Annotated in this window: 17 protein-coding genes; 12 read left to right on the plus strand and 5 right to left on the minus strand. The window is 45.9% G+C overall.

What is annotated here, in order from left to right:
* Window positions 1-574 precede the first annotated feature (574 nt).
* Complete coding sequence (locus RF007C_RS15205) at window positions 575-2,824, plus strand: leucine-rich repeat protein (RefSeq protein WP_037301323.1); 2,250 nt, start codon at window positions 575-577, stop codon at window positions 2,822-2,824.
* Between the two features lie 459 nt (window positions 2,825-3,283).
* Entirely contained in the window at window positions 3,284-3,832 is a 549-nt protein-coding gene (locus tag RF007C_RS15210) for a GNAT family N-acetyltransferase (protein ID WP_037301326.1), read from the plus strand.
* 204 nt (window positions 3,833-4,036) lie between these two features.
* Here the strand turns inward: RF007C_RS15210 and RF007C_RS15215 are convergent, their stop codons facing one another.
* Complete coding sequence (locus RF007C_RS15215) at window positions 4,037-6,010, minus strand: dockerin type I repeat-containing protein (RefSeq protein ID WP_037301328.1); 1,974 nt, start codon at window positions 6,008-6,010, stop codon at window positions 4,037-4,039.
* A gap of 416 nt (window positions 6,011-6,426) precedes the next feature.
* Between RF007C_RS15215 and RF007C_RS15220 the strand changes: the two genes are divergently transcribed.
* On the plus strand, window positions 6,427-7,323 hold the full coding sequence (locus RF007C_RS15220) for a helix-turn-helix domain-containing protein (protein WP_037301331.1): 897 nt from the start codon (window positions 6,427-6,429) through the stop codon (window positions 7,321-7,323).
* Window positions 7,324-7,393: 70 nt separating this feature from the next.
* Window positions 7,394-9,820, plus strand: coding sequence for a glycoside hydrolase family 44 protein (locus tag RF007C_RS15225; RefSeq protein ID WP_037301565.1), 2,427 nt, complete (start codon window positions 7,394-7,396; stop codon window positions 9,818-9,820).
* Window positions 9,821-9,908: 88 nt separating this feature from the next.
* Here RF007C_RS15225 and RF007C_RS15230 read toward each other — a convergent pair whose 3' ends face one another.
* Complete coding sequence (locus tag RF007C_RS15230; RefSeq protein ID WP_051456717.1) at window positions 9,909-11,021, minus strand: GGDEF domain-containing protein; 1,113 nt, start codon at window positions 11,019-11,021, stop codon at window positions 9,909-9,911.
* Between the two features lie 122 nt (window positions 11,022-11,143).
* Complete coding sequence (locus RF007C_RS15235) at window positions 11,144-11,626, minus strand: C-GCAxxG-C-C family protein (protein WP_037301333.1); 483 nt, start codon at window positions 11,624-11,626, stop codon at window positions 11,144-11,146.
* A gap of 259 nt (window positions 11,627-11,885) precedes the next feature.
* Here RF007C_RS15235 and RF007C_RS15240 point away from each other — a divergent pair, with 259 nt between their 5' ends.
* Window positions 11,886-12,578 (plus strand): iron-sulfur cluster assembly scaffold protein, encoded by a 693-nt coding sequence (locus tag RF007C_RS15240; RefSeq protein ID WP_019680505.1) that lies wholly within the window; start codon window positions 11,886-11,888, stop codon window positions 12,576-12,578.
* 14 nt (window positions 12,579-12,592) lie between these two features.
* Complete coding sequence (locus RF007C_RS15245; protein WP_019680504.1) at window positions 12,593-13,591, plus strand: GGGtGRT protein; 999 nt, start codon at window positions 12,593-12,595, stop codon at window positions 13,589-13,591.
* Between the two features lie 354 nt (window positions 13,592-13,945).
* On the opposite strand, the gene RF007C_RS15250 is transcribed toward RF007C_RS15245, so the two are convergent.
* Window positions 13,946-14,755: an MBL fold metallo-hydrolase gene (locus RF007C_RS15250; RefSeq protein ID WP_037301336.1), complete on the minus strand. Its 810-nt coding sequence runs from the start codon at window positions 14,753-14,755 to the stop codon at window positions 13,946-13,948.
* Window positions 14,755-15,486, minus strand: coding sequence for a DUF134 domain-containing protein (locus RF007C_RS15255; protein ID WP_037301338.1), 732 nt, complete (start codon window positions 15,484-15,486; stop codon window positions 14,755-14,757). Before RF007C_RS15255 ends, RF007C_RS15250 begins: the two co-directional genes overlap by 1 nt.
* A gap of 129 nt (window positions 15,487-15,615) precedes the next feature.
* Here RF007C_RS15255 and RF007C_RS15260 point away from each other — a divergent pair, with 129 nt between their 5' ends.
* The 6 genes from RF007C_RS15260 to RF007C_RS15285 all read left to right on the plus strand — a co-directional run bounded on the left by RF007C_RS15260 (window position 15,616) and on the right by RF007C_RS15285 (window position 18,997).
* The gene (locus RF007C_RS15260) at window positions 15,616-16,179 is read left to right on the plus strand and encodes a chromate transporter (protein ID WP_024860990.1); all 564 of its coding nucleotides are present in this window, start codon (window positions 15,616-15,618) and stop codon (window positions 16,177-16,179) included.
* Window positions 16,166-16,732 carry a chromate transporter gene (locus RF007C_RS15265; RefSeq protein WP_037301341.1) on the plus strand — a complete coding sequence of 189 codons (567 nt, stop codon included), beginning with the start codon at window positions 16,166-16,168 and terminating at the stop codon, window positions 16,730-16,732. The genes RF007C_RS15260 and RF007C_RS15265 overlap by 14 nt, the downstream gene beginning before the upstream one ends.
* A gap of 77 nt (window positions 16,733-16,809) precedes the next feature.
* The gene (locus RF007C_RS15270; RefSeq protein WP_037301344.1) at window positions 16,810-17,118 is read left to right on the plus strand and encodes an ArsR/SmtB family transcription factor; all 309 of its coding nucleotides are present in this window, start codon (window positions 16,810-16,812) and stop codon (window positions 17,116-17,118) included.
* A 74-nt stretch (window positions 17,119-17,192) separates the two neighbouring features.
* On the plus strand, window positions 17,193-17,639 hold the full coding sequence (locus RF007C_RS15275; RefSeq protein ID WP_037301349.1) for a C-GCAxxG-C-C family protein: 447 nt from the start codon (window positions 17,193-17,195) through the stop codon (window positions 17,637-17,639).
* A 32-nt stretch (window positions 17,640-17,671) separates the two neighbouring features.
* On the plus strand, window positions 17,672-18,634 hold the full coding sequence (locus RF007C_RS15280) for a permease (RefSeq protein ID WP_051456734.1): 963 nt from the start codon (window positions 17,672-17,674) through the stop codon (window positions 18,632-18,634).
* Window positions 18,635-18,646: 12 nt separating this feature from the next.
* A complete protein-coding gene (locus tag RF007C_RS15285; RefSeq protein WP_037301355.1) occupies window positions 18,647-18,997 on the plus strand; it encodes a thioredoxin family protein in 351 nt (116 codons plus the stop codon).
* Window positions 18,998-19,108 lie beyond the last annotated feature (111 nt).

Here is a 19,108-nt window from a genome sequence, read left to right on the forward strand (position 1 = left end):
AAGTGCATCCTCAGACTCAAATTTCAGACCGTCAGTACAGACTGCGGCTGATAGGGATGCCCTGGTTTTGTTTAACGACAGGATGGCGCAAACGAACTGTCGGGGCTTAACCCATGGGGTATTATATCATGTTTTGCACGCTTTGTCAAGTCGGGGAAAGAGCATTTCCGCAGTCCGCTCATGGCTTAACACAGCCCTGAGCGGAGAGGTGTACTTGTTAGACCGGTGCAACATCGGCGCATATTTCCGGACACAACGATAACAGCTTGTTAAATATTATTTGTTAACAAACTGTAATTTGGTATATCTTAATAATTATTTCGGGCTGAAACACAAACAATTATTCAATTGGCAGATTTGTGCTGAAAAGCCTTGATTTTATAACAGAATGTAGTATAATAATAGCAGATTGTGCAATCAGAATATCCTTACAGTAAATATTGTTAAGGTGATGGCAAAGCAGATACAGCTTTGCGGATATAGAACCCATAATTGTATTTAGATTTAACTGTATACAGTATTAAGAACGTATTATTTTTCAATAATGAAAACACTGAACAGGAGGAACTCTGTTATGAAGAAAAACAACAAAATGAAGGCTGCTATTTCAATATTTGCAGCCGCACTCAATGTGCTTCCCGTAGCAAATATAATGAATGTAAGTGCAAAGGAGATCTCACCTGCACAGATCAGAGATGAGGTAGCAGATCTGTATATCGATCTTTCCGACAGCAAGTATGACGTAAACGGCGACGGTTTCCGCGACTATAAGGACGCAGCCAAGGTTGAGGAATATATCAATAATCTGTATGAGGAGTACCGAAATGGAGACAGTTATACAGATAACTCAGATCTTCCGAAATTTGATGTGAAGAATGGAGAAACGAAATACGATATAACAGGCAATACTCAGCTTTCATCTGATGATTACTGCACATACCTCAAGGCAATACAGCAGAAGTACAGATATGAAGTGAATATGAAGGAATTGACTGCTACTATAACAAGATATTCCGATAAAGAAGCAGAAACTATCGTTGTGCCTGCCGAGATATACGATCAGGCAACAGACAGGATCTATCCTGTTGCAAATATCGCAGACGGAGCATTTACAGGCTGTACTAAGCTGACTAAGATCGAATTCTTTGATTATAGGATACCTAACTGGGTAGACGAGGACAACAAGCCCATTGCAAACAGGGGCATGGTATCTGCAAGCACAGCTCTGAAGATCAAAAAAGGAGCATTTGATGACTGCGCTGCTCTTAATGAGATCGTTTTCCCCTCACATATAACTATCGAAGACGGTGCTCTTAATCAGACAAATTTTGCAAAGAATAATTCAGATATTATAGATGGCGTAAAGGTCTACAGAAGCACAGGTGCTTTGGGCAGATCACAGACCATACTTGCATACGGCATCGAAAACGCTGATACAATAAAGAACGGCGAACTTACAATACCTGCTGCGGTAAATGCTGTCAATGAAACCATTATTGGCGATTCTGTCTTCAAGGACGACATTACATCACTTCGTTTTGAAAGTGCTCCCGAGTTTATTGCTGATTATGCTTTTAAGAAATGCAAAAATCTGCAGAATGTATCGGTTTGCGGCGATGACGAAAACAACAGCACACGTACTGCTCTTGTAAACAGATATATCCCCGCATTCAACGGAACTCCCTTTATGGCAGGCGAGACACAGAAGAAGCTTGACGAGATGCTTTCACAGATAAGAGCGACAAAAGGCTTTGATAATATGACAGATAAGGAGAAGGCACTTTTAGCTGCAAAGTATCTGGTACACAACACATATTACCGTACCTACAGCACATCTAATACCGAGTTCTCGCTCTATCCCAATAACCTTTACCATACAATGGATATGAGCAGAGAGGCTGTTTATTCAGGCCATGCAGCAATGAATGTACGCTTTACCGAGTGTGGCGGTATATCAATGGCATATTCACTGATTCTGGATAGTCTTGGTATACAGAATCTTCTTATGGGTAGTGAAGAGCACTCACTCAATCAGGTAAGAGTAGGTGAAAAGTGGTATAAAGTAGATCTTACACCTTACTGCGATGCCAGAAGTACAGAGATCAGAGAATCAGAATACGGTTTACTTCACACTCTCACAGGCATTCAGGAAAATATTGATCTTACTGACAGTGAGGTTGTGAGTGGCATGAATGAAGGTATTTTCAATTCTAACCTCTCAGAAGAATCCACACTTTCAGTGTGGGATGAATATGATTTGTTTAGTAATTCGAAAGGTAAGCATATAGTTAAAGGAGATTACTTCTATTTCATATATGATGATGATAATAATATCCTTATATATAGCTCAGCCGGCGCTGTTGGCAAGACTGCACTCCAGAAGCAGATGAGAAATACTGCAGCTTTGAATTATGATCACATCAAGGCAATTGATGTCAGCACACAGCTTAGCAACAAGTATATTACTGCCTCAGGCGATAAGATAAAAATCTTTGATCAGACATTCTGGCTTGATGAGAACAACAATATCAAGACTAATTTCTTTGATAACGAGTTTAAGTATCATGGCGGTAACGGAAAGACTGTAGGCACAAACTGGATAGTAATTTATGATCATTACTTCTTCCTGAAAGATTCCCAGATCGCGCTCAATTTAAACGGTGTATATACACCTGCTTATCTCAAGAAGAACGGTAATACAATCTACGGCTATGATCTGAACGGTAATAAGCTGAATGGTACATACTTCTATAATGATGGTTATTACGGAACCTATGAATGGGTATTCGAAAACGGTGTATTCATTTCAACAACAGCAGATTAATGAGCCTGAAATTATAAAATAACCGAAAAAAAGCTCCCGCGGCCGATGCCGCAGGAGCTTTTTTTGAATCCCCGGAAATAGCGTCTAAAGGAACATTATTTCCAATGCTGTATATGTAAACAAACAGCAGCTTTTCAGAAAAACGCACAGGGTATGAAAAAGGGCATTACACCTGCAATACCAGGGGGTAGCATTAAACAGATGTTTATGCAGCAGGGGGGTGCTGCATATATGGTGGAGTGATTTTACGATCGGCGGATCGTTAAGTATACCCTTTGAAGAAAAGCTTTGTACGCACGGAGGCTCTGTGCGTTTAACAGGCATAAAAGCTGCTGCTGATATACAATAGTATAAACGAAGCGGTAAAAAGAAATCAGACATATTTTTTTTGTTGACATAAAATTTTTTTTGATGTATCATAATATTTATGCTGAATACGTTGAAAAGGAGCTGCGGAACATGAGGTATGAGGCAAGAAAAATAACAGACAGAACAGGGTGCGAAATAGAGCTCAGGAGCGCCGAAGCAAGTGACTGTGAGGCACTTCTGCGGTATCTGAAGACCACAGCTTCGGAGACGCCGTTTCTTATATGCGATCCCGATGAGGTCACACTGACGCCCGAACAGGAAAAGGAATTCATCATGAAAAAGGAGGCTTCTGACAGGGAACTTCTGCTGATAGCTCTGGAAAACGGCCGTCATATAGGCAACTGCTCACTTATGAGCATAAGCGGATACAGAAGGTACAGACACAGATGCGGCATTGCCATAGCATTATATAAGGAGTACTGCGGTAGAGGCATAGGCAGAGCCATGCTTGAAGCGGTTCTTGACGAAGCAAGGAAGGCAGGCTATGAGCAGGCCGAGCTGGAAGTTATAGCCGACAATGAAAAAGCCATATCCCTGTATGAGGATATGGGCTTTGTGAAGTACGGCACCATGCCTGATAACGCAAGGTTTGATGACGGCAGGAGCTTTGACGCATACTGGATGATGAAAAAGCTCTGATATATTGCAGAAAAATGCCACATGGCAAAAAAACGCTTATAGAATGATCTATAATAGTTATTGACAAAGCCCCTTCCGAAGAAGGGGCTTTTCTGTATTTCTCTCCGAGAGCAATTGCTTTCATTTTTGGGACAGAGCGCTGAGAAAACGCTGCTGTTTACCGGTAACGCATAAAATAGGCTGAACTTATATACAGGTGTATTATTAGCATATGAGCTTTTTCCTGAGAGCTATAAGATCGAAAATATCTGCTGTTCCGTCGCCGTTTAGGTCGGCAGCTTCGGGAGCTTTCAGTTCTTCTCTGCCCAGCAGCCAGTTCTGCATTGCCACAAGGTCTGATACAAGAACTTCTCCGTCACCGTTAACATCGCCCATGACAGTGGTATTTTTGGGAATGCCGCAGCTGACCATTTCTCTGAACTGATCTGTCAATGTATTGAACTGCCATATGCTTCCGTCAGTACGCAGGAAATAGGCGTAGCCATCCTTCTTGCCCTGGATCTGCTTGAAGCAGATGAACTCTTCTGCGTCGGATATTGAGCAATGACGGCCGCAATTGTCTATATGGAGCACATTGTCGTTTCCGATCCAGTATTTGATCGTGGAATTATCCTTTTCCGGAGCTTTGGTGCCGCCGACCTTCTGAAGTCCGACTATACCTCCTGTAAAAAGACCTTTATCCTTATAACCCAGGATCTCGGCGGAAGTTTTATCAGTTAATGTGATCTCTTTCCCGTCTGAGGCTCTGAAAACTTTTCCGTCCTCTGTGAAATATACATATTCATCTGTAAAGGAGCCTGTCTGACGGTGAACCAGCTTCACCACGTTTTCGGCTGTCTTTTGGGGCTCTTCGTCGAGGAAATACGGGTATTTCCATAATACGTGATCTTTATCGAGGATATAATTTCCTTTATTGTCAAGAAGGTCCCTGAAGCCGGTGGGCGTTCTTGTGATGTATGCCTTGCCGTCCGTACCGATATTCCAGCTGTAGCGTATCAGCTCACCTTTCACGGAGATATAGAAGGATTTGTAATTATCTGCGAATTCGCGGAAATCGTCTGCGATCTCGGTAACGGTATTACTGCCTGTATCACAGAAGGTGTAGAGTCCGCCTTTGTCGTTATAGAAGTATTTTTCACATATGCCGCTGTATTTTTCGGGAAGCTCATTGCCGTCAATAAGGAGCGTACCGTCGTTTTTCAGGATATATTCATGATCAAGGTCGTCTTTTGAGTTGCTTTTCGGGATAAAGCTGTAATCCTTTACGTCATCTGCACGGGTGATGACTTTGTCGCCGCTGAAACCGTAGAGGACTCCGTCTGAAATGCAGGCTGCATCCAATATGCCGTTGTACCAGTTGCATATTTTGGCATCGGGGACTGTATCATGGAGTTCTGGAGAGTATACATCGCAGTCGGTAACGGTTATCTTTCCGCTGTATACCTTCTCATCGTCCACATATACCGAGTAATTGGTGGTGCCTGTGTTTTTGCCGTAGATCTCCGCAACGTATCCTGTCTCTGCAAGGGGAAGGTTCGGCGTTGTGGCAATATCGGTATCCTCAATGACAAATCTGACGGGAGTCAGACCGAAAAGATTCAGAGGCATCATGAAGGCTTCCTCTGAGAAGCCTTTTTCTATGGTGAGGTCGCTGCTGAAATTGGCGACTTCCAGACGCTGGCTCATGCTGATATGATCCATCTCCTGTATTTCACAGTAGGTAAGCTCTTTCATGTCTTTGATAAAGGATATATCGGACAGAGACAGCTTTTTCACGGAAAGGATGTCGAGGGAGTCCATATCCCTGAGGAAGGAAAGGTCTTCAACGGGAGTATTTTCAATATACAGATAGCTGAGCTTCATATCCTTTATAACGGACAGGTCTGTAAAGCTGCCGTTACGGAGGTGCAGATCACTGCATTCTGCGGCTTTCGGCAGCCAGTCGATACTTTTTACATCTGTAAGGTCAAGATATATTGAGCTTGCCTGTGAAAGCTCCTCTTCTGTCATGATGCTGTCATTATCGGGATCTGTAACCCAGCTTTGTCTGATGAGCTGCTCATATGCAGCGGGATCTATGTCTGCGGGGACGACTTTTTCTGCGGCTGATGACGGAAATGGTGCGGAAAATGTACTCATCAGCGTAAGAACGGAAATAAATGTGATCAGCTTTTTCATATGTTTTTCCTTTCCGTAGGTATATAGAGATCTCATAATATAATTATATAATACCGCAGCGGAAAGGTCAAGATTTTTCCTGCGCAGTCTGCGGATCCCGGTGCTGATCGCCAGAAACGTATCCGCCGCTCACAGGTGGTTATCACCGCCTTTCATATATGGGCCGAAATGGGGCGGATTTCAACGGAAAACCATTGAATTTAGAAAAGAAAATCCTACGTTCTATGTTTTGTATAAATCGGACTTTGGTTTTTTGTGCATAGTGCATAGAAGGGGACAGGGGAAGGAGCTTCGCGGGGGAGAAGAAGACAAAAAACAACCAACGGTTGAAAAATGTCTATTATAATTCGCTTGTATTCCACCTTGGGTTGTGGTAAAATAAAAATGTAAATCAAAGAGAGAATGAGAGGTGTACTATGGATAAGAAAAGTGTTTTCAGATCAAATCTTTTAAAGCGGCGCAAGGCTCTGGGACTTACTCAGGAGCAGCTTGCTTCCCGCCTGAACGTTTCTCCTCAGGCAGTGTCCAAGTGGGAGAATACCAGCTATCCCGACTGCGAGCTCCTTCCCCGCCTTGCAGGTGAGCTGAATACCTCTCTTGATTCCCTTTTCGGCGTGAATATAATCGACAGCGAAAGAGATATAGAACAGCTGGTGGACGATGAGATGCGGTGTACCCCTCCCGATGAGCGTGCAGAGAAGTTCATGCGTATAATGTATACCGCTCTCTGTGCCTGCAACCCCAGCAATGATACCGTGGGAAGGCTCCATGACAGCTATGAGCACGAGACCTATGCGGGACTGAAAACAGACCGTGAGCTGGCCGTGTCCCGTCTGAGTGCAGACCTCAGATACTTCTGCTTCCTTGAAGTGCCCGAAAACGGCGTGAATTCTTACTTCGGCGATACTACCAATATGGTAAGGCTCTTCAATACCCTGGCGGATGAGTCAGCCATAAGTATCATCAGCTATCTGGGGGCCAGCGTCAGGAACAAGATGTTCTCAGTGGAGATGATCTCGGAAAAGCTGGATATCCCTCTTGAAAAGGTGCAGCATATCATTGACCGTCTCGACCGTTTCGGACTTGTATGGAGAGTTTCGGCGGATATTGCCGACAAGCCCGTTATACTATACGGCTATACTCATCAGATACCCCTTACGCTCATTCTCGTCCTGGCAAAGACTATAACCAATTACCTGAAATATATGGATCCCAATATCGAGGAATGGACTCAGGGTGCCTTCAGGCGCGAAAACGGCGAGCAGGACGAGGTCGTCCCTCAGGTGCCGTGGTGGCAGGAGGGCGAATTGTGATAAGAACAGCTACGGCTGTTTGAATATATCTGCCGAAGGCATTATCGGCAGCAAAAACGGAGGAAAAAACATGAAAAAAACAGCGGCATTCATTGCAGCCTGCGTAGTATCGGGCTGCACAATGACAGCACCCGTCAACGGTCTGCCAAGGGCTACCGTTAATGCGGCGGGAGGCTACGACATGAACGTGACCGTAGACCTCAAAGGTGAGAAAAAGGCTATCTCTCCTCTTATCTACGGCGTGAACCAGTATACCACCGACCTCAGGGACGTTAAGGCTACGGCTGTGCGTCAGGGCGGTAACCGCATGACTGCCTACAACTGGGAGACAAATGCTTCAAATGCAGGTTCAGACTGGAAGCACAGCTCGGACAACAACCTGTCGGATTCCGATGATCCTGCGGACTGCGTTCAGGTACTCTCAAAGCAGGCGGCTAAGTACAATGTAAACTACAAGCTCACTACCCTCCAGCTTGCAGGCTATGTTTCAGCTGATAAGAACGGCCCTGTTTCCGAGGCGGAAAAGGCTCCCTCTGACCGCTGGAACAAGGTGGTGCTTACAAAGAATGCTCCCTTTGCGGATACTCCCGACCTCACAGACGGAGTTGTCTACATGGACGAGTACGTGAACTACATTATAAATAAGCTGGGCGATTCACAGTCGGCTGAGGGTATCCAGGGCTACAGCCTTGACAATGAGCCCGTGCTCTGGAACGATACACACAGCAGGATGCACCCTGATCCGGTTACTATCGAGGAGCTGGGCAGCAAGTCCGTTGAAATGGCAAAGGCTGTAAAGAAGCTGGATCCTAAGGCTGAGGTGTTCGGCCCCGCTCTCTACGGCTACACCGCCTTCGATCACCTTGACGACGATGACGCTCATACCGAGTGGGAGGAGATAAAGAAGGCCAATAATTACCACTGGTATCTGGACTGCTACCTCGATCAGATGCACAAGGCCTCCGAGGAGAACGGCACAAGACTTCTTGACGTTCTGGATATACATTATTATTCGGAGTCCGCAAGAAAGGGCATCGAGGACAGGCTCCAGTCGGTGCGCACACTCTATGAGCCCGGCTTCTCTGAAAACAGCTGGATAGGTCAGTGGTGCATGGAGAACGTGCCGATACTTCCTACAATACAGAAGTCCATCGATACCTACTATCCTGGCACAAAGCTGGGCATATCCGAGTACAACTTCGGCGGCGGCGACGATGCTTCGGGCACTATCGCCCAGGCTGAGGCTCTGGGCTGCTATGCGGATCAGGGCGTGTACTTTGCTTCCCTCTGGGGCGGCGAGCCCTTCATTCTCTCGGGTATACAGCTCTATACCAACTACGACGGCAAGGGCGGCTGCTTCGGCGATACCCTTATCCCTGCATCTACCGGGGATGTTTCCAAGTCCAGCACCTATGCGGCTGTAAACGCAAAGGACGATTCAACGGTCACTGTTATGGTCACAAACAAGGACCTCAAGGAAAACGAGAACGCTGTCATAGACCTCAGGAATGCGGACAAGTCCTATAAGTCGGCAGCAGTTTACGCTGTTTTCGGCGACAGCGAGGAGATCAGACTCATCGACATCATCAAGGACGTAAAGGACAACAAGGTAAAGACAGAGCTGCCTGCCTTCTCTGCTGCAATGGTGGTAGTTTCCGATCAGGCAGACGCCTTCGACGGTCTCAAGACCTATGAGGAGACAAAAACAGAGACAAAGACAGTGGAATTCACTGATATAGAGTCAATGACCAATGACAAGGGCTTTGTGGTTGTTCCCATCGAGGATGCAGAGCATCTTTCCAAGATAATCATCAACGGTGCGGTAACTTCAAGCGCAGGTTCAAGCTGGGCTACGGCAGGCTGTGCGGTCTGCATGAACGTTACTGCCAAGGACGGCAGCGGCTTCTGGACTTACAAGAGCTATAATCTCCCGCTGGGCAGCAAATCTTCCGCAACCGTCAAGTTCGACGGCATCTTCACCAAGGAGACGGGCGAGGGCGCTGACAAGGTCAAGGAGGATCTTGAGGCTACTGTTGCCGAGGGCAAGGTAGAGCTCCAGAAGTGGTGGGACGCTTCGGAAAAGAGCGAGGAGTCTTCGGAAGACAAGATCGAGGTAAAGTATTCCAACATACAGGTAGTATATGAGTACGCTCAGGGAGAGGCTCCGAAGGTAACTACTACCACGACTACTTCGGCTGCCACAACTACCACTACATCTGTTGCCACGACTACTTCTTCCACAACTGCTCCCGATAAGGATGTAGTCTACGGCGACGCCAACTGCGACGGCAATGTGGATCTTGCAGACGCCATACTCATCATGCAGTCTCTGGCTAATCCCAATAAATTCGGACTTAACGGCAGCGCAGAGAAGCACCTTACGGAAAAGGGCAAGCGCAATGCGGACTGCTGCGATCCCGGAAGCGGACTTACCAATGATGATGCGCTGTCTATACAGAGGCTCCTGCTTCATCTCATAGACAAGCTTCCCGAATAAAAACATTTCCCTCCTCTGAAAAAAGTACTTCCGCATTTGCGGAAGTACTTTTGGTATTATAAAGGGAAAAAGCTCCCCTCGGGGAGCTTCAGTCTGTGTATTCCGTGTGGTTCTTTCCGCTGTTCTTGCCCTTGTAAAGGCGTTTGTCAGCGTGGGTGATGACCGTATCTATCTTATCGGTTGGTATACCTTCGCTTACACCGAATGTCATTGTTACGCCGAATAAACAATCGTCGATCTCAAAGGTGTGAGCTCTCAGGGACTTGTGTATCTGATCTGTGAAATCAAGTCCGTCAACTATCTGGGATTCGGGCAGCACGAAAAGAAATTCTTCACCGCCCCATCTTGCGGCGTATCCGCCGTCGGGTATCATGCTTATGAAAAGGTTTGCGACATATACAAGAACCTTGTCGCCTGTGTCGTGACCGTATGTATCGTTGATATTCTTGAAGTTATCTATGTCACCGATGCCTATTACGTACCTGCTTCTGGGAGTTATGCTGTTTCTGCGGATCTCGCGTATTTTCTCGTTCATGGCTCGTCTGTTGAAGAGCTGTGTCAGGGGATCAATGGAAGCAGCCTTCTTGAATTCCTCGCTCTGTGCGGTGAGCTTGCATTCCATATTCACGCGGTTGAGCAGATATACGGTCAGTGTATAAAGAAGTGCGATCATGCCTATGACAGCGTTGACTATATATAATGTGTTGATCAGATCGTTGTCGCTGAATACATATTTCTGTTCGGCATTGTTTATCTTCCTTACTCTCAGCCATATGAACATACCCATTGAGGCTGCCGAAAACAGATACGGCTCGATCAGTCTCTCCTTCAGCATCAGGAACAGTATCGGTATTATTATCAGGAGCAGTATGCCGAAATCAGGCTCCCACCCCATCAGATAGGTGGCAAGGGTAGCGTGTATTATCACTTCCGCCGATGTAAGGTACAGCAGTATTACGTGACCTTTGCGGAGAGTGACCGAAAGTATGCCCATTGTAAGATAGAAGGCAACGCTGAATATATTGAAATACATCATTTCGTTCACATGGAGAATGAAGAACATGATGAGATACGCGGCATGAGCAAGCAGGCAGACGCCAAGACCGATGGCATAGATGTACTTTACGTTGTATTCGGAAAAAAGCTTCTGATTATTGGCAACGAAATTCCTTACTATCTCGGAGCTTCTGCTGGAACTCATAAAGGTTATCACTTCCCCTCGTGTAGAGTGAATGTAAATTGAGACTAAAGTGCTACTAATATATTATATATCAAAACGGAAGGAATTGCAATAAAGAAAATGTAAAAAATACAAAAAATATTTCAGCTTTTTGCGTTCACAGCGTGCATTTGCGGATTTTCAGCTATATATTCTTCGAGTATTTCGGCAGCTGTCCTTACGAATTTTATGCAGGGACGCACCTTGTAATACTGTGCTGTTCGTTTCTCGGGCTCGGGTGTACTGGTGACGCTCAGCCCCTTCAGCAGCTCGCGGCAGATAATAGTATCATGCTTTTCTCTGAAACGGGAGGCAAGCTCCTGTATCCGCTTGTAATGGGCTGTCTTATCCTCGTGGGTGAAGTTTTCGCCAAGGCCGTAGAGTATTCCCGCCACCATGAACATAGCGGAGCAGGTGCCGCAGACCTCGCGCATCCGTCCCATGCCTCCGCCGAAGGAGGATGAGATCTTGAGAGCAAACTCGCCGTCAAGACCTGTTATGTCGGAAAATGCGGCAAATACCGACTGCGCACAGTTCATGCCGCCTGCAAATAATTCACAGGCTTTTTCTGCGTGAGGATAATCCATAAAGACATCTCCTTATTACGCTTTTATGAGTGGACGCACTGCGAAAAACAGAGGACCAACTATTTTATTATATAATAATACAAAAGAAAAATCAATAGATGAGGGGAAATTAAGCCTTTTATAAAGTTAGTATTTAATAACAACTTGATTGTTCTTTTTTTATCAATTGCCTTGATTAAAAAGCCCGAATGTAGTATAATTATGAAGTATGCAAAGACAGTTTATCCGCACTGTCTAAAAACCGAAAGGAGTATTTATAATGATTTATTCGCACGAAGTTGAAACAATGTGCCCTATCGCACAGGGCGTTGCTCACGGCGCTGCTCCGATTCCCGAGGAAGCTAAGTGGGTTAAGGCTAAGGAAATAAAGGACATTTCGGGCTTTACACACGGTATCGGCTGGTGTGCTCCCGAGCAGGGTACCTGCAAGCTCACACTCAACGTCAAGGAAGGCGTTATCCAGGAGGCACTTGTAGAGACTATCGGCTGTTCCGGTATGACTCACTCCGCAGCTATGGCTGCTGAGATCCTCCCCGGCAGAACTATCCTCGAGGCTCTTAATACTGACCTCGTTTGTGACGCTATCAATACAGCTATGAGAGAGCTCTTCCTCCAGATCGTTTACGGACGTTCACAGTCTGCATTCTCTGAGGGCGGTCTCGTTATCGGTGCCGGCCTTGAGGACCTCGGTAAGGGCCTCCGTTCACAGATCGGTACTACATACGGTACTCTCAAGAAGGGTCCCCGTTACCTTGAGCTCACTGACGGATATATCACAGGTCTTGCTCTTAATGAGGACGACGAGATCATCGGCTACAAGTTCATCAACTTCGGTAAGATGATGGACTTCATCAAGGCAGGCGATGACGCAAATACTGCATTTGAAAAGGCTCAGGGCCAGTACGGCAGAGTTGCTGACGCAGTTAAGATCGTTGATCCCAGAAAAGAATAAGGAGGACTTGTAAAATGGCTTTATTTGAATCATATGAGAGACGCGAGAAGCAGATCCTCGCTGTTCTTAAGGAATACGGCATCAGCTCTATCGAAGAGTGTGCTGATGTTTGCAAGGCTAAGGGACTTGACATCTACAAGCTTGTAGAGGGCATCCAGCCTATCTGTTTTGAAAACGCTAAGTGGGCTTACACTGTAGGCTGCGCTATCGCTATAAAGAAGGGCTGCACAAGAGCTGCTGACGCTGCTGCTGCTATCGGTGAAGGCCTTCAGGCTTTCTGCATCCCCGGCTCTGTTGCCGATCAGCGTAAGGTTGGTCTCGGCCACGGTAACCTCGGCAAGATGCTCCTCGAAGAGGATACAGAGTGCTTCGCATTCCTGGCAGGTCACGAGTCATTCGCTGCTGCTGAGGGTGCTATCGGTATCGCTGAGAAGGCTAACAAGGTTCGTCAGAAGCCCCTCCGCGTTATCCTCAACGGTCTCGGCAAGGACGCTGCTCAGATCATCGCTCGTATCAACGGCTTTACATACATTGAGACAGAGATGGACTACGCTACAGGCGAGGTTAAGGAAGTATTCCGCAAGGCTTACTCCGACGGCCTCCGTGCTAAGGTTAACTGCTACGGCGCTAACGATGTAAGAGAAGGCGTTGCTATCATGTGGAAGGAGAACGTTGACGTTTCCATCACAGGTAACTCCACTAACCCCACTCGTTTCCAGCACCCCGTTGCAGGTACTTACAAGAAGGAGCGCGTTGACGCAGGCAAGAAGTACTTCTCAGTTGCTTCAGGCGGCGGTACAGGACGTACACTTCACCCTGATAACATGGCTGCAGGTCCTGCTTCCTACGGTATGACAGATACTCTCGGCCGTATGCACTCAGATGCTCAGTTCGCAGGTTCATCTTCAGTTCCTGCTCACGTTGAGATGATGGGTCTTATCGGTATGGGCAACAACCCGATGGTCGGTGCAACAGTTGCTTGTGCAGTTGCTGTTGAAGAGGCTATGAAGTAATAGCTTAACGGCTATAAATCGCATAAAAATGAAATCCTGACAAGTTTTACTACTTGTCAGGATTTTACTATTTTTTGAGAAGATAATGCATTTTGTCACCCGTTTGTCACCCTAAGTTTATTGTGGGTGACAGCTCCACTTGCTGCTGCTGCTCAGGCTGCAATAAGCGAAAAGAAGTAATTCGGAAATATACTCAGATTGGCTATTTTACGTTGAATTTGGACGATGCTAAAGAATACCTTTACGCGAAGTCCACAAAGCGTAGGATACTAAGCTGGCGTGATATACACGTTAATGTGTTTATCTGAATAAACAAATAGAGCTCTCACAGTTTCGGCTGTGAGAGCTTTTTTGTTATAGTATTTCTTCTCCGCTGTGCAAAGCAATGAGCTTATCTCTCATTATATCTTTCATCATCTCGAATGCAGGAATGCCCGTGCAATGTCCGCTGTAAAATACGGTATCAAGCTGTGAAAGTTCCTGCGCTGTCTGAATAATGACCGTTTTTTCTGCTTCGGTGTGCTCACCGTCTTTTTTCATCATATGGAATCCTGTGATAACATAGTCGGGAGCGTTTCCGAAAATCTCTCTGTATCGGTCAATGATATTGAGGATACCGTTATGGGAACAGCCGGACAGCAGCCAGCGCTTGCCGTTCTGCTTTATGACAAGGCACTGCTCATGACAGAAATCGTCACAGACCTTTTCGCCGTTTTTTATGCAGGACAGTTTTTTGTTCCCCTGTGGATAGCACCGTCTGCCTGTAATACCGCTGAACAGGAACAGCTCATCATCAAGTTCCATATCGCCGTCTATGAGCTGAATATTCGGCAGTTTAAGGATATCTGTATCAATTCCGATGTAGCGTTCTCCGTTGTAGTGGGGCTCGGCAGCCGATTTCTGCATTATTATCTGAGCACTATGGTTTATCTGCGAAAAGGAAAGTATACCTCCCGAGTGGTCATAGTGTCCGTGACTGAGTACCACAGTATCCACTGCGGACAGGTCTATACCGAGAACTTCCGCATTCTTCACAACAGCGTCCGTCTGTCCTGTATCGAGCAGGAGCTTATGATTCTCAGTCTCAATATAGATGCTGAGTCCATGCTCTGCGATACAGTCTTCATGTCCGCAGGTATTCTCTACAAGAGCAACAATTCTCATCAGTGATTACCACAGCTGTGAGTTCCGCAGCCATGATCTCCGCAGGAATGACCTTCGCCGTGTTCGTGATCGTGATGATCGCAGGTAGGTTTCTCATTCTGAACAAGTGTCTGTGCAAGAAAAGCAGCAACAGCATCATCTGCACTTCCCATATTACCGCCGTAAAGAGCGATGCCTGCCTCCTGCATAGCCATCTGTGCGCCTCCGCCGATACCTCCGCAGATAAGAACGTCAGCCTGAGCGTTTTTCAGAAATCCTGCAAGCGCACCATGTCCTGCGCCCATTGTTCCAACTACCTGCTCGTTTATTATCTTGCCATCGGCAACATCGTAAAGCTTGAACTGCTCTGTTCTGCCGAAGTGCTGAAAGATCTGTCCGTTTTCATAAGTTACTGCAATTCTCATAATTGTGCTTCCTTTCTGAGTTATCTCCTCTGAGATAGTGTTGTCAAGAGTATAATTTCCGCCTGAAATGACGATGCGTCTGCCCTCGACCAAAGCCTGAGCAAGTTTTTTTCTTGCGGTATCATAGATTGCTGTGACAGTCGTTCTCGCCACGTTCATCTCCTGAGCACACTGTTCCTGCGTCTTTGACTGATAATCTATCAGACGTATCGTTTCAAACTCATCAAGCGACATAACGACCGTATCGTTTGCTGTATCCTGATCGGGTGCAAAGCTCCAGTAATCGGGATAACAACAGATACGGCGTGATTTCTGAGGTCTTGGCATAATAGTATCTCCTTTCTGACTTATGTCGATTATAACATATTTTTCGACTTATGTCAAGTATATTCTTGGCATTTTCGGATATTGACTGATATTACTTCATTTGGTATAATTTTTTGTAGGAGTGATATTGTGAATAAGAATCTTGAATTGTTCCTGACCTTTATGAAGATCGGGGCTTTTACCTTCGGCGGCGGTTATGCAATGATCCCGCTGATCCAGAAGGAAGTATGCGAAAACAAAAAATGGCTGAATGAAAAGGAAATATCTGATATTGTTGCAATTTCCGAGTCAACGCCCGGACCTATCGCTATCAATGCAGCAACATTTGTAGGGTATAAAACATCGGGTTTTCTCGGAGCGTGCATGGCTACGCTGGGAGTTGTCCTGCCATCGTTTCTTATCATTTCGCTTATCTCCATGATATTGACGCATTTTCAGAGCATTAGACCGGTAAGGTATGCTTTTATGGGTATCAGAGCAGCCGTGCTTGCACTGATACTGAAAGCCCTGTGGATGATGTTTCATCAGGTGAAGAAGAAAAAGCAACCATTTTCCTATGCGATCATGGGGCTTTCACTTGTACTGACTGCTTTTCTGAAAATTGATGCTGTCTTTGTCATTATCGGCTGCGGCTTGTTTGGTTTGATCTGGTCGCTTTTGAACAGAAAGGAGCAAAGCAATGGTACTGATTAAACTGTTTCTTGCCTTTCTGAAAATAGGTGCGTTCACCTTTGGCGGCGGATATGCAATGATCGCTATGATACAGGCGGAAGCTGAAAGTCAGGGCTGGCTGACACAGGAAGAGCTTGTGGATTTCGTCGCTCTGAGTGAGAGCACGCCGGGACCTCTTGCAGTAAATATGGCTACATTTGTAGGAATGAGAACTGGCGGTGTTCTCGGAGCTATCATCGCAACACTTGGTATTATTCTGCCTTCCTTTATCATTATACTTATCATCGCAAAGTGTTTTGAGAAGTATGAGAAAAGCAAAGCTGTAGGCGGTATCATGTCGGGCTTGAAACCTGCTGTTGTCGGAATGATAGGTGCAGCCTTTATATCTGTTACGAGGACAGTGTTCTTTCCGTCTGGTATCAGTATATCTGCTTTTTCTTCAGCGGGCTTTTGGATATTCCTCGGATTATTCGCCGTTACCACCGTGCTTGCGTTCAAAAAGGTACACCCGATCAAGATCATTATTCTGTCTGCGGTGATAGGGATAGGCGCAGGATACGGACTGGGATTATAATAGAATTTAGAAAAACATATTGACATTTTTCTATGCGTATGATATAATATAGAAAATCTTCAAGGTGAGGTGAGAACGTGGAGCTTTCCAACAAGCAGATCACAGTGATATTCAAAGCTCTGTGCGATGAAAACAGAGTGCAGATATTCAGACTTCTGCAAAACGGCGAGCTATGCGCCTGTCATCTTCTTGAGGATCTTCATCTGAGTCAGCCAACGCTCTCACACCATATGAAGGTGCTCTGCGACAGCGGCCTTGTGGTCGGCAGAAAAGAGGGCAAGTGGATGCACTACTCTATTTCGCAGGAAGGTGCTAAGATTGCTATGGACTGCCTGAAAGAGATCACGGCAGTAAATAAAAGCGAGTGTAATTGCTGTAATAAATAAGCCGTATGATCATACGGCTTAAAACAATATCATCAAATAGATATATCTAAATATAACTATCGGAGGAATTGAAGATGGATAATGTTATGAAAGCAGTACAGTATTATGAGAATGGCTATATGTGTTCGCAGGCAGTATTTGCGGCGTTTGCAGAGCAGTTCGGTATAACAGAAAAACAGGCTTTTCAGATAGGCGCCTGCTTCGGCGGAGGAATGTGCAAGGGCGAGGTCTGCGGTGCGTGTACGGGTGCGCTGATGGTGCTCGGAATGAAATACGGACAGTTCGACCTCAATGATACAGCTAGCCGTGCCAAAGGCCATGATATGGCAGTTAAGTTCCTTGATGAGTTTGAGAAGCGCAAGGACTCGTATATCTGCCGCGATATCCTTGGCTGCGACCTCAGGAATGAGGAAGACAGGAATAAAGCAAGGTCAAACGGACTGTTCAGAACGCTCTGTCCGGAAATGGTCAGGACAGCAGCAGGGATACTGACCGAAATCCTCGGAGGCGATGAAGAATAGTGTGGGACTTTATCCAGGATGAGATATTCGGCATGAAATGGCTGAACAGGCTTATCGGCTCTTTGCTGAACGCCTGTGGTCTTGATACTGAGAGCAAGCTGGGCGGCAGTCTGCAATTCTTCATCTATGACATGATAAAAATAATGGTTCTGCTAGGCGTGCTGATATTTGTGATAACCTATATACAGAGCTATTTCCCACCAGAAAGACCGAAAAAGATACTTGGCAGGTTCCACGGTATCGGCGCAAACTGTATCGCAGCTTTGCTCGGAACAATCACACCATTCTGCTCCTGTTCCTCAATACCGCTGTTCATGGGCTTTACAAGTGCAGGACTTCCGCTGGGCGTGACGTTCTCATTTCTTATATCGTCACCAATGGTAGATCTCGGTTCACTTATCCTGCTGATGAGCATTTTCGGCTGGAAGGTCGCTGTAGTATATGTGGTTGTCGGACTTGTTATTGCAGTTGCAGGCGGTACGCTTATCGAAAAGCTGCACCTTGAAGATCAGGTGGAGGAGTTTATACGAAACGGCAAGAGCATTGACACTCCGCAGAATGAACTTACAAAGCGTGATAGAATGAAATACGCCTGGAAGCAAGTAGCTGAAACGGCAAAGAAAGTTTTGCCCTATATCATAGTCGGAGTTGGAATTGGAGCCATTATTCACAACTGGATACCGGAGGAATGGGTAGTCAAAGTTCTCGGAACCGGCAACCCGTTCGGAGTTATCATAGCCACTATCTGCGGTATACCGATGTATGCTGACATTTTCGGCTGTATCCCCATTGCAGAAGCACTGGTCGCAAAGGGTGCAAAGCTCGGCGTAGTTCTCGCATTTATGATGGGCGTTATTACGCTGTCACTTCCGTCAATGATAATGCTGAAAAAAGCTATCAAGCCAAAGCTGCTCGGCATTTTTATCGCTATCTGTACGGTCGGAATTATCCTTGTCGGATATTTCTTTAATCTCATTCAGAATTACATCATTTAGGAGGAATATACCATGGCATTATTTGGTAAGAAAAAGGAAGAGAAGAAAGAGGAAACTTCATGCTGCTGTTGCGGCGGAGAGCAGACTACAAACGAGACTACATCTACTTGCTGCGGTGAACCTGTTGACGGTATCTGCTGTATCAAGGTGCTCGGTTCGGGCTGTAAAGCCTGCCATCAGCTCTACGACAACACTGTCAAGGCAGTTGAGGGAATGGGCATCGAGGTCGAGTATGTCACAGACCTGAAGAAGATAATGGTGTACGGAGCAATGTCAATGCCTGCCCTTGTTGTCAATGAGAAGCTCGTTTCCTCTGGTAAAACTCTGAAGCCTGCGGAGATATTGAAGCTAATTGGTGAATGACAAAATAAAGGCAGCCGTATGGCTGCCTCTCTTTTACGTTCCTGATTTTGTTCTATGCAATTATAACAGCTGACAATAGAGGACTTTTACAGCATCATATTTACGGCTAAA

It is taken from the genome of Ruminococcus flavefaciens 007c, from assembly GCF_000571935.1.
Lineage (GTDB): Bacteria > Bacillota > Clostridia > Oscillospirales > Ruminococcaceae > Ruminococcus > Ruminococcus flavefaciens_F.

Bases quoted from the DNA above. Each gene is read 5' to 3' on its own strand.
- RF007C_RS15210 (WP_037301326.1), top strand. From the start codon at position 3,284: ATGAGGTATGAGGCAAGAAAAATAACAGACAGAACAGGGTGCGAAATA.
- RF007C_RS15235 (WP_037301333.1), bottom strand. From the start codon at position 11,626: ATGGATTATCCTCACGCAGAAAAAGCCTGTGAATTATTTGCAGGCGGC.
- RF007C_RS15255 (WP_037301338.1), bottom strand. From the start codon at position 15,486: ATGCCAAGACCTCAGAAATCACGCCGTATCTGTTGTTATCCCGATTAC.
- RF007C_RS15245 (WP_019680504.1), top strand. From the start codon at position 12,593: ATGGCTTTATTTGAATCATATGAGAGACGCGAGAAGCAGATCCTCGCT.
- RF007C_RS15265 (WP_037301341.1), top strand. From the start codon at position 16,166: ATGGTACTGATTAAACTGTTTCTTGCCTTTCTGAAAATAGGTGCGTTC.
- RF007C_RS15230 (WP_051456717.1), bottom strand. From the start codon at position 11,021: ATGAGTTCCAGCAGAAGCTCCGAGATAGTAAGGAATTTCGTTGCCAAT.
- RF007C_RS15250 (WP_037301336.1), bottom strand. From the start codon at position 14,755: ATGAGAATTGTTGCTCTTGTAGAGAATACCTGCGGACATGAAGACTGT.
- RF007C_RS15280 (WP_051456734.1), top strand. From the start codon at position 17,672: ATGAAATGGCTGAACAGGCTTATCGGCTCTTTGCTGAACGCCTGTGGT.
- RF007C_RS15215 (WP_037301328.1), bottom strand. From the start codon at position 6,010: ATGAAAAAGCTGATCACATTTATTTCCGTTCTTACGCTGATGAGTACA.
- RF007C_RS15285 (WP_037301355.1), top strand. From the start codon at position 18,647: ATGGCATTATTTGGTAAGAAAAAGGAAGAGAAGAAAGAGGAAACTTCA.
- RF007C_RS15275 (WP_037301349.1), top strand. From the start codon at position 17,193: ATGGATAATGTTATGAAAGCAGTACAGTATTATGAGAATGGCTATATG.
- RF007C_RS15205 (WP_037301323.1), top strand. From the start codon at position 575: ATGAAGAAAAACAACAAAATGAAGGCTGCTATTTCAATATTTGCAGCC.
- RF007C_RS15220 (WP_037301331.1), top strand. From the start codon at position 6,427: ATGGATAAGAAAAGTGTTTTCAGATCAAATCTTTTAAAGCGGCGCAAG.
- RF007C_RS15225 (WP_037301565.1), top strand. From the start codon at position 7,394: ATGAAAAAAACAGCGGCATTCATTGCAGCCTGCGTAGTATCGGGCTGC.
- RF007C_RS15240 (WP_019680505.1), top strand. From the start codon at position 11,886: ATGATTTATTCGCACGAAGTTGAAACAATGTGCCCTATCGCACAGGGC.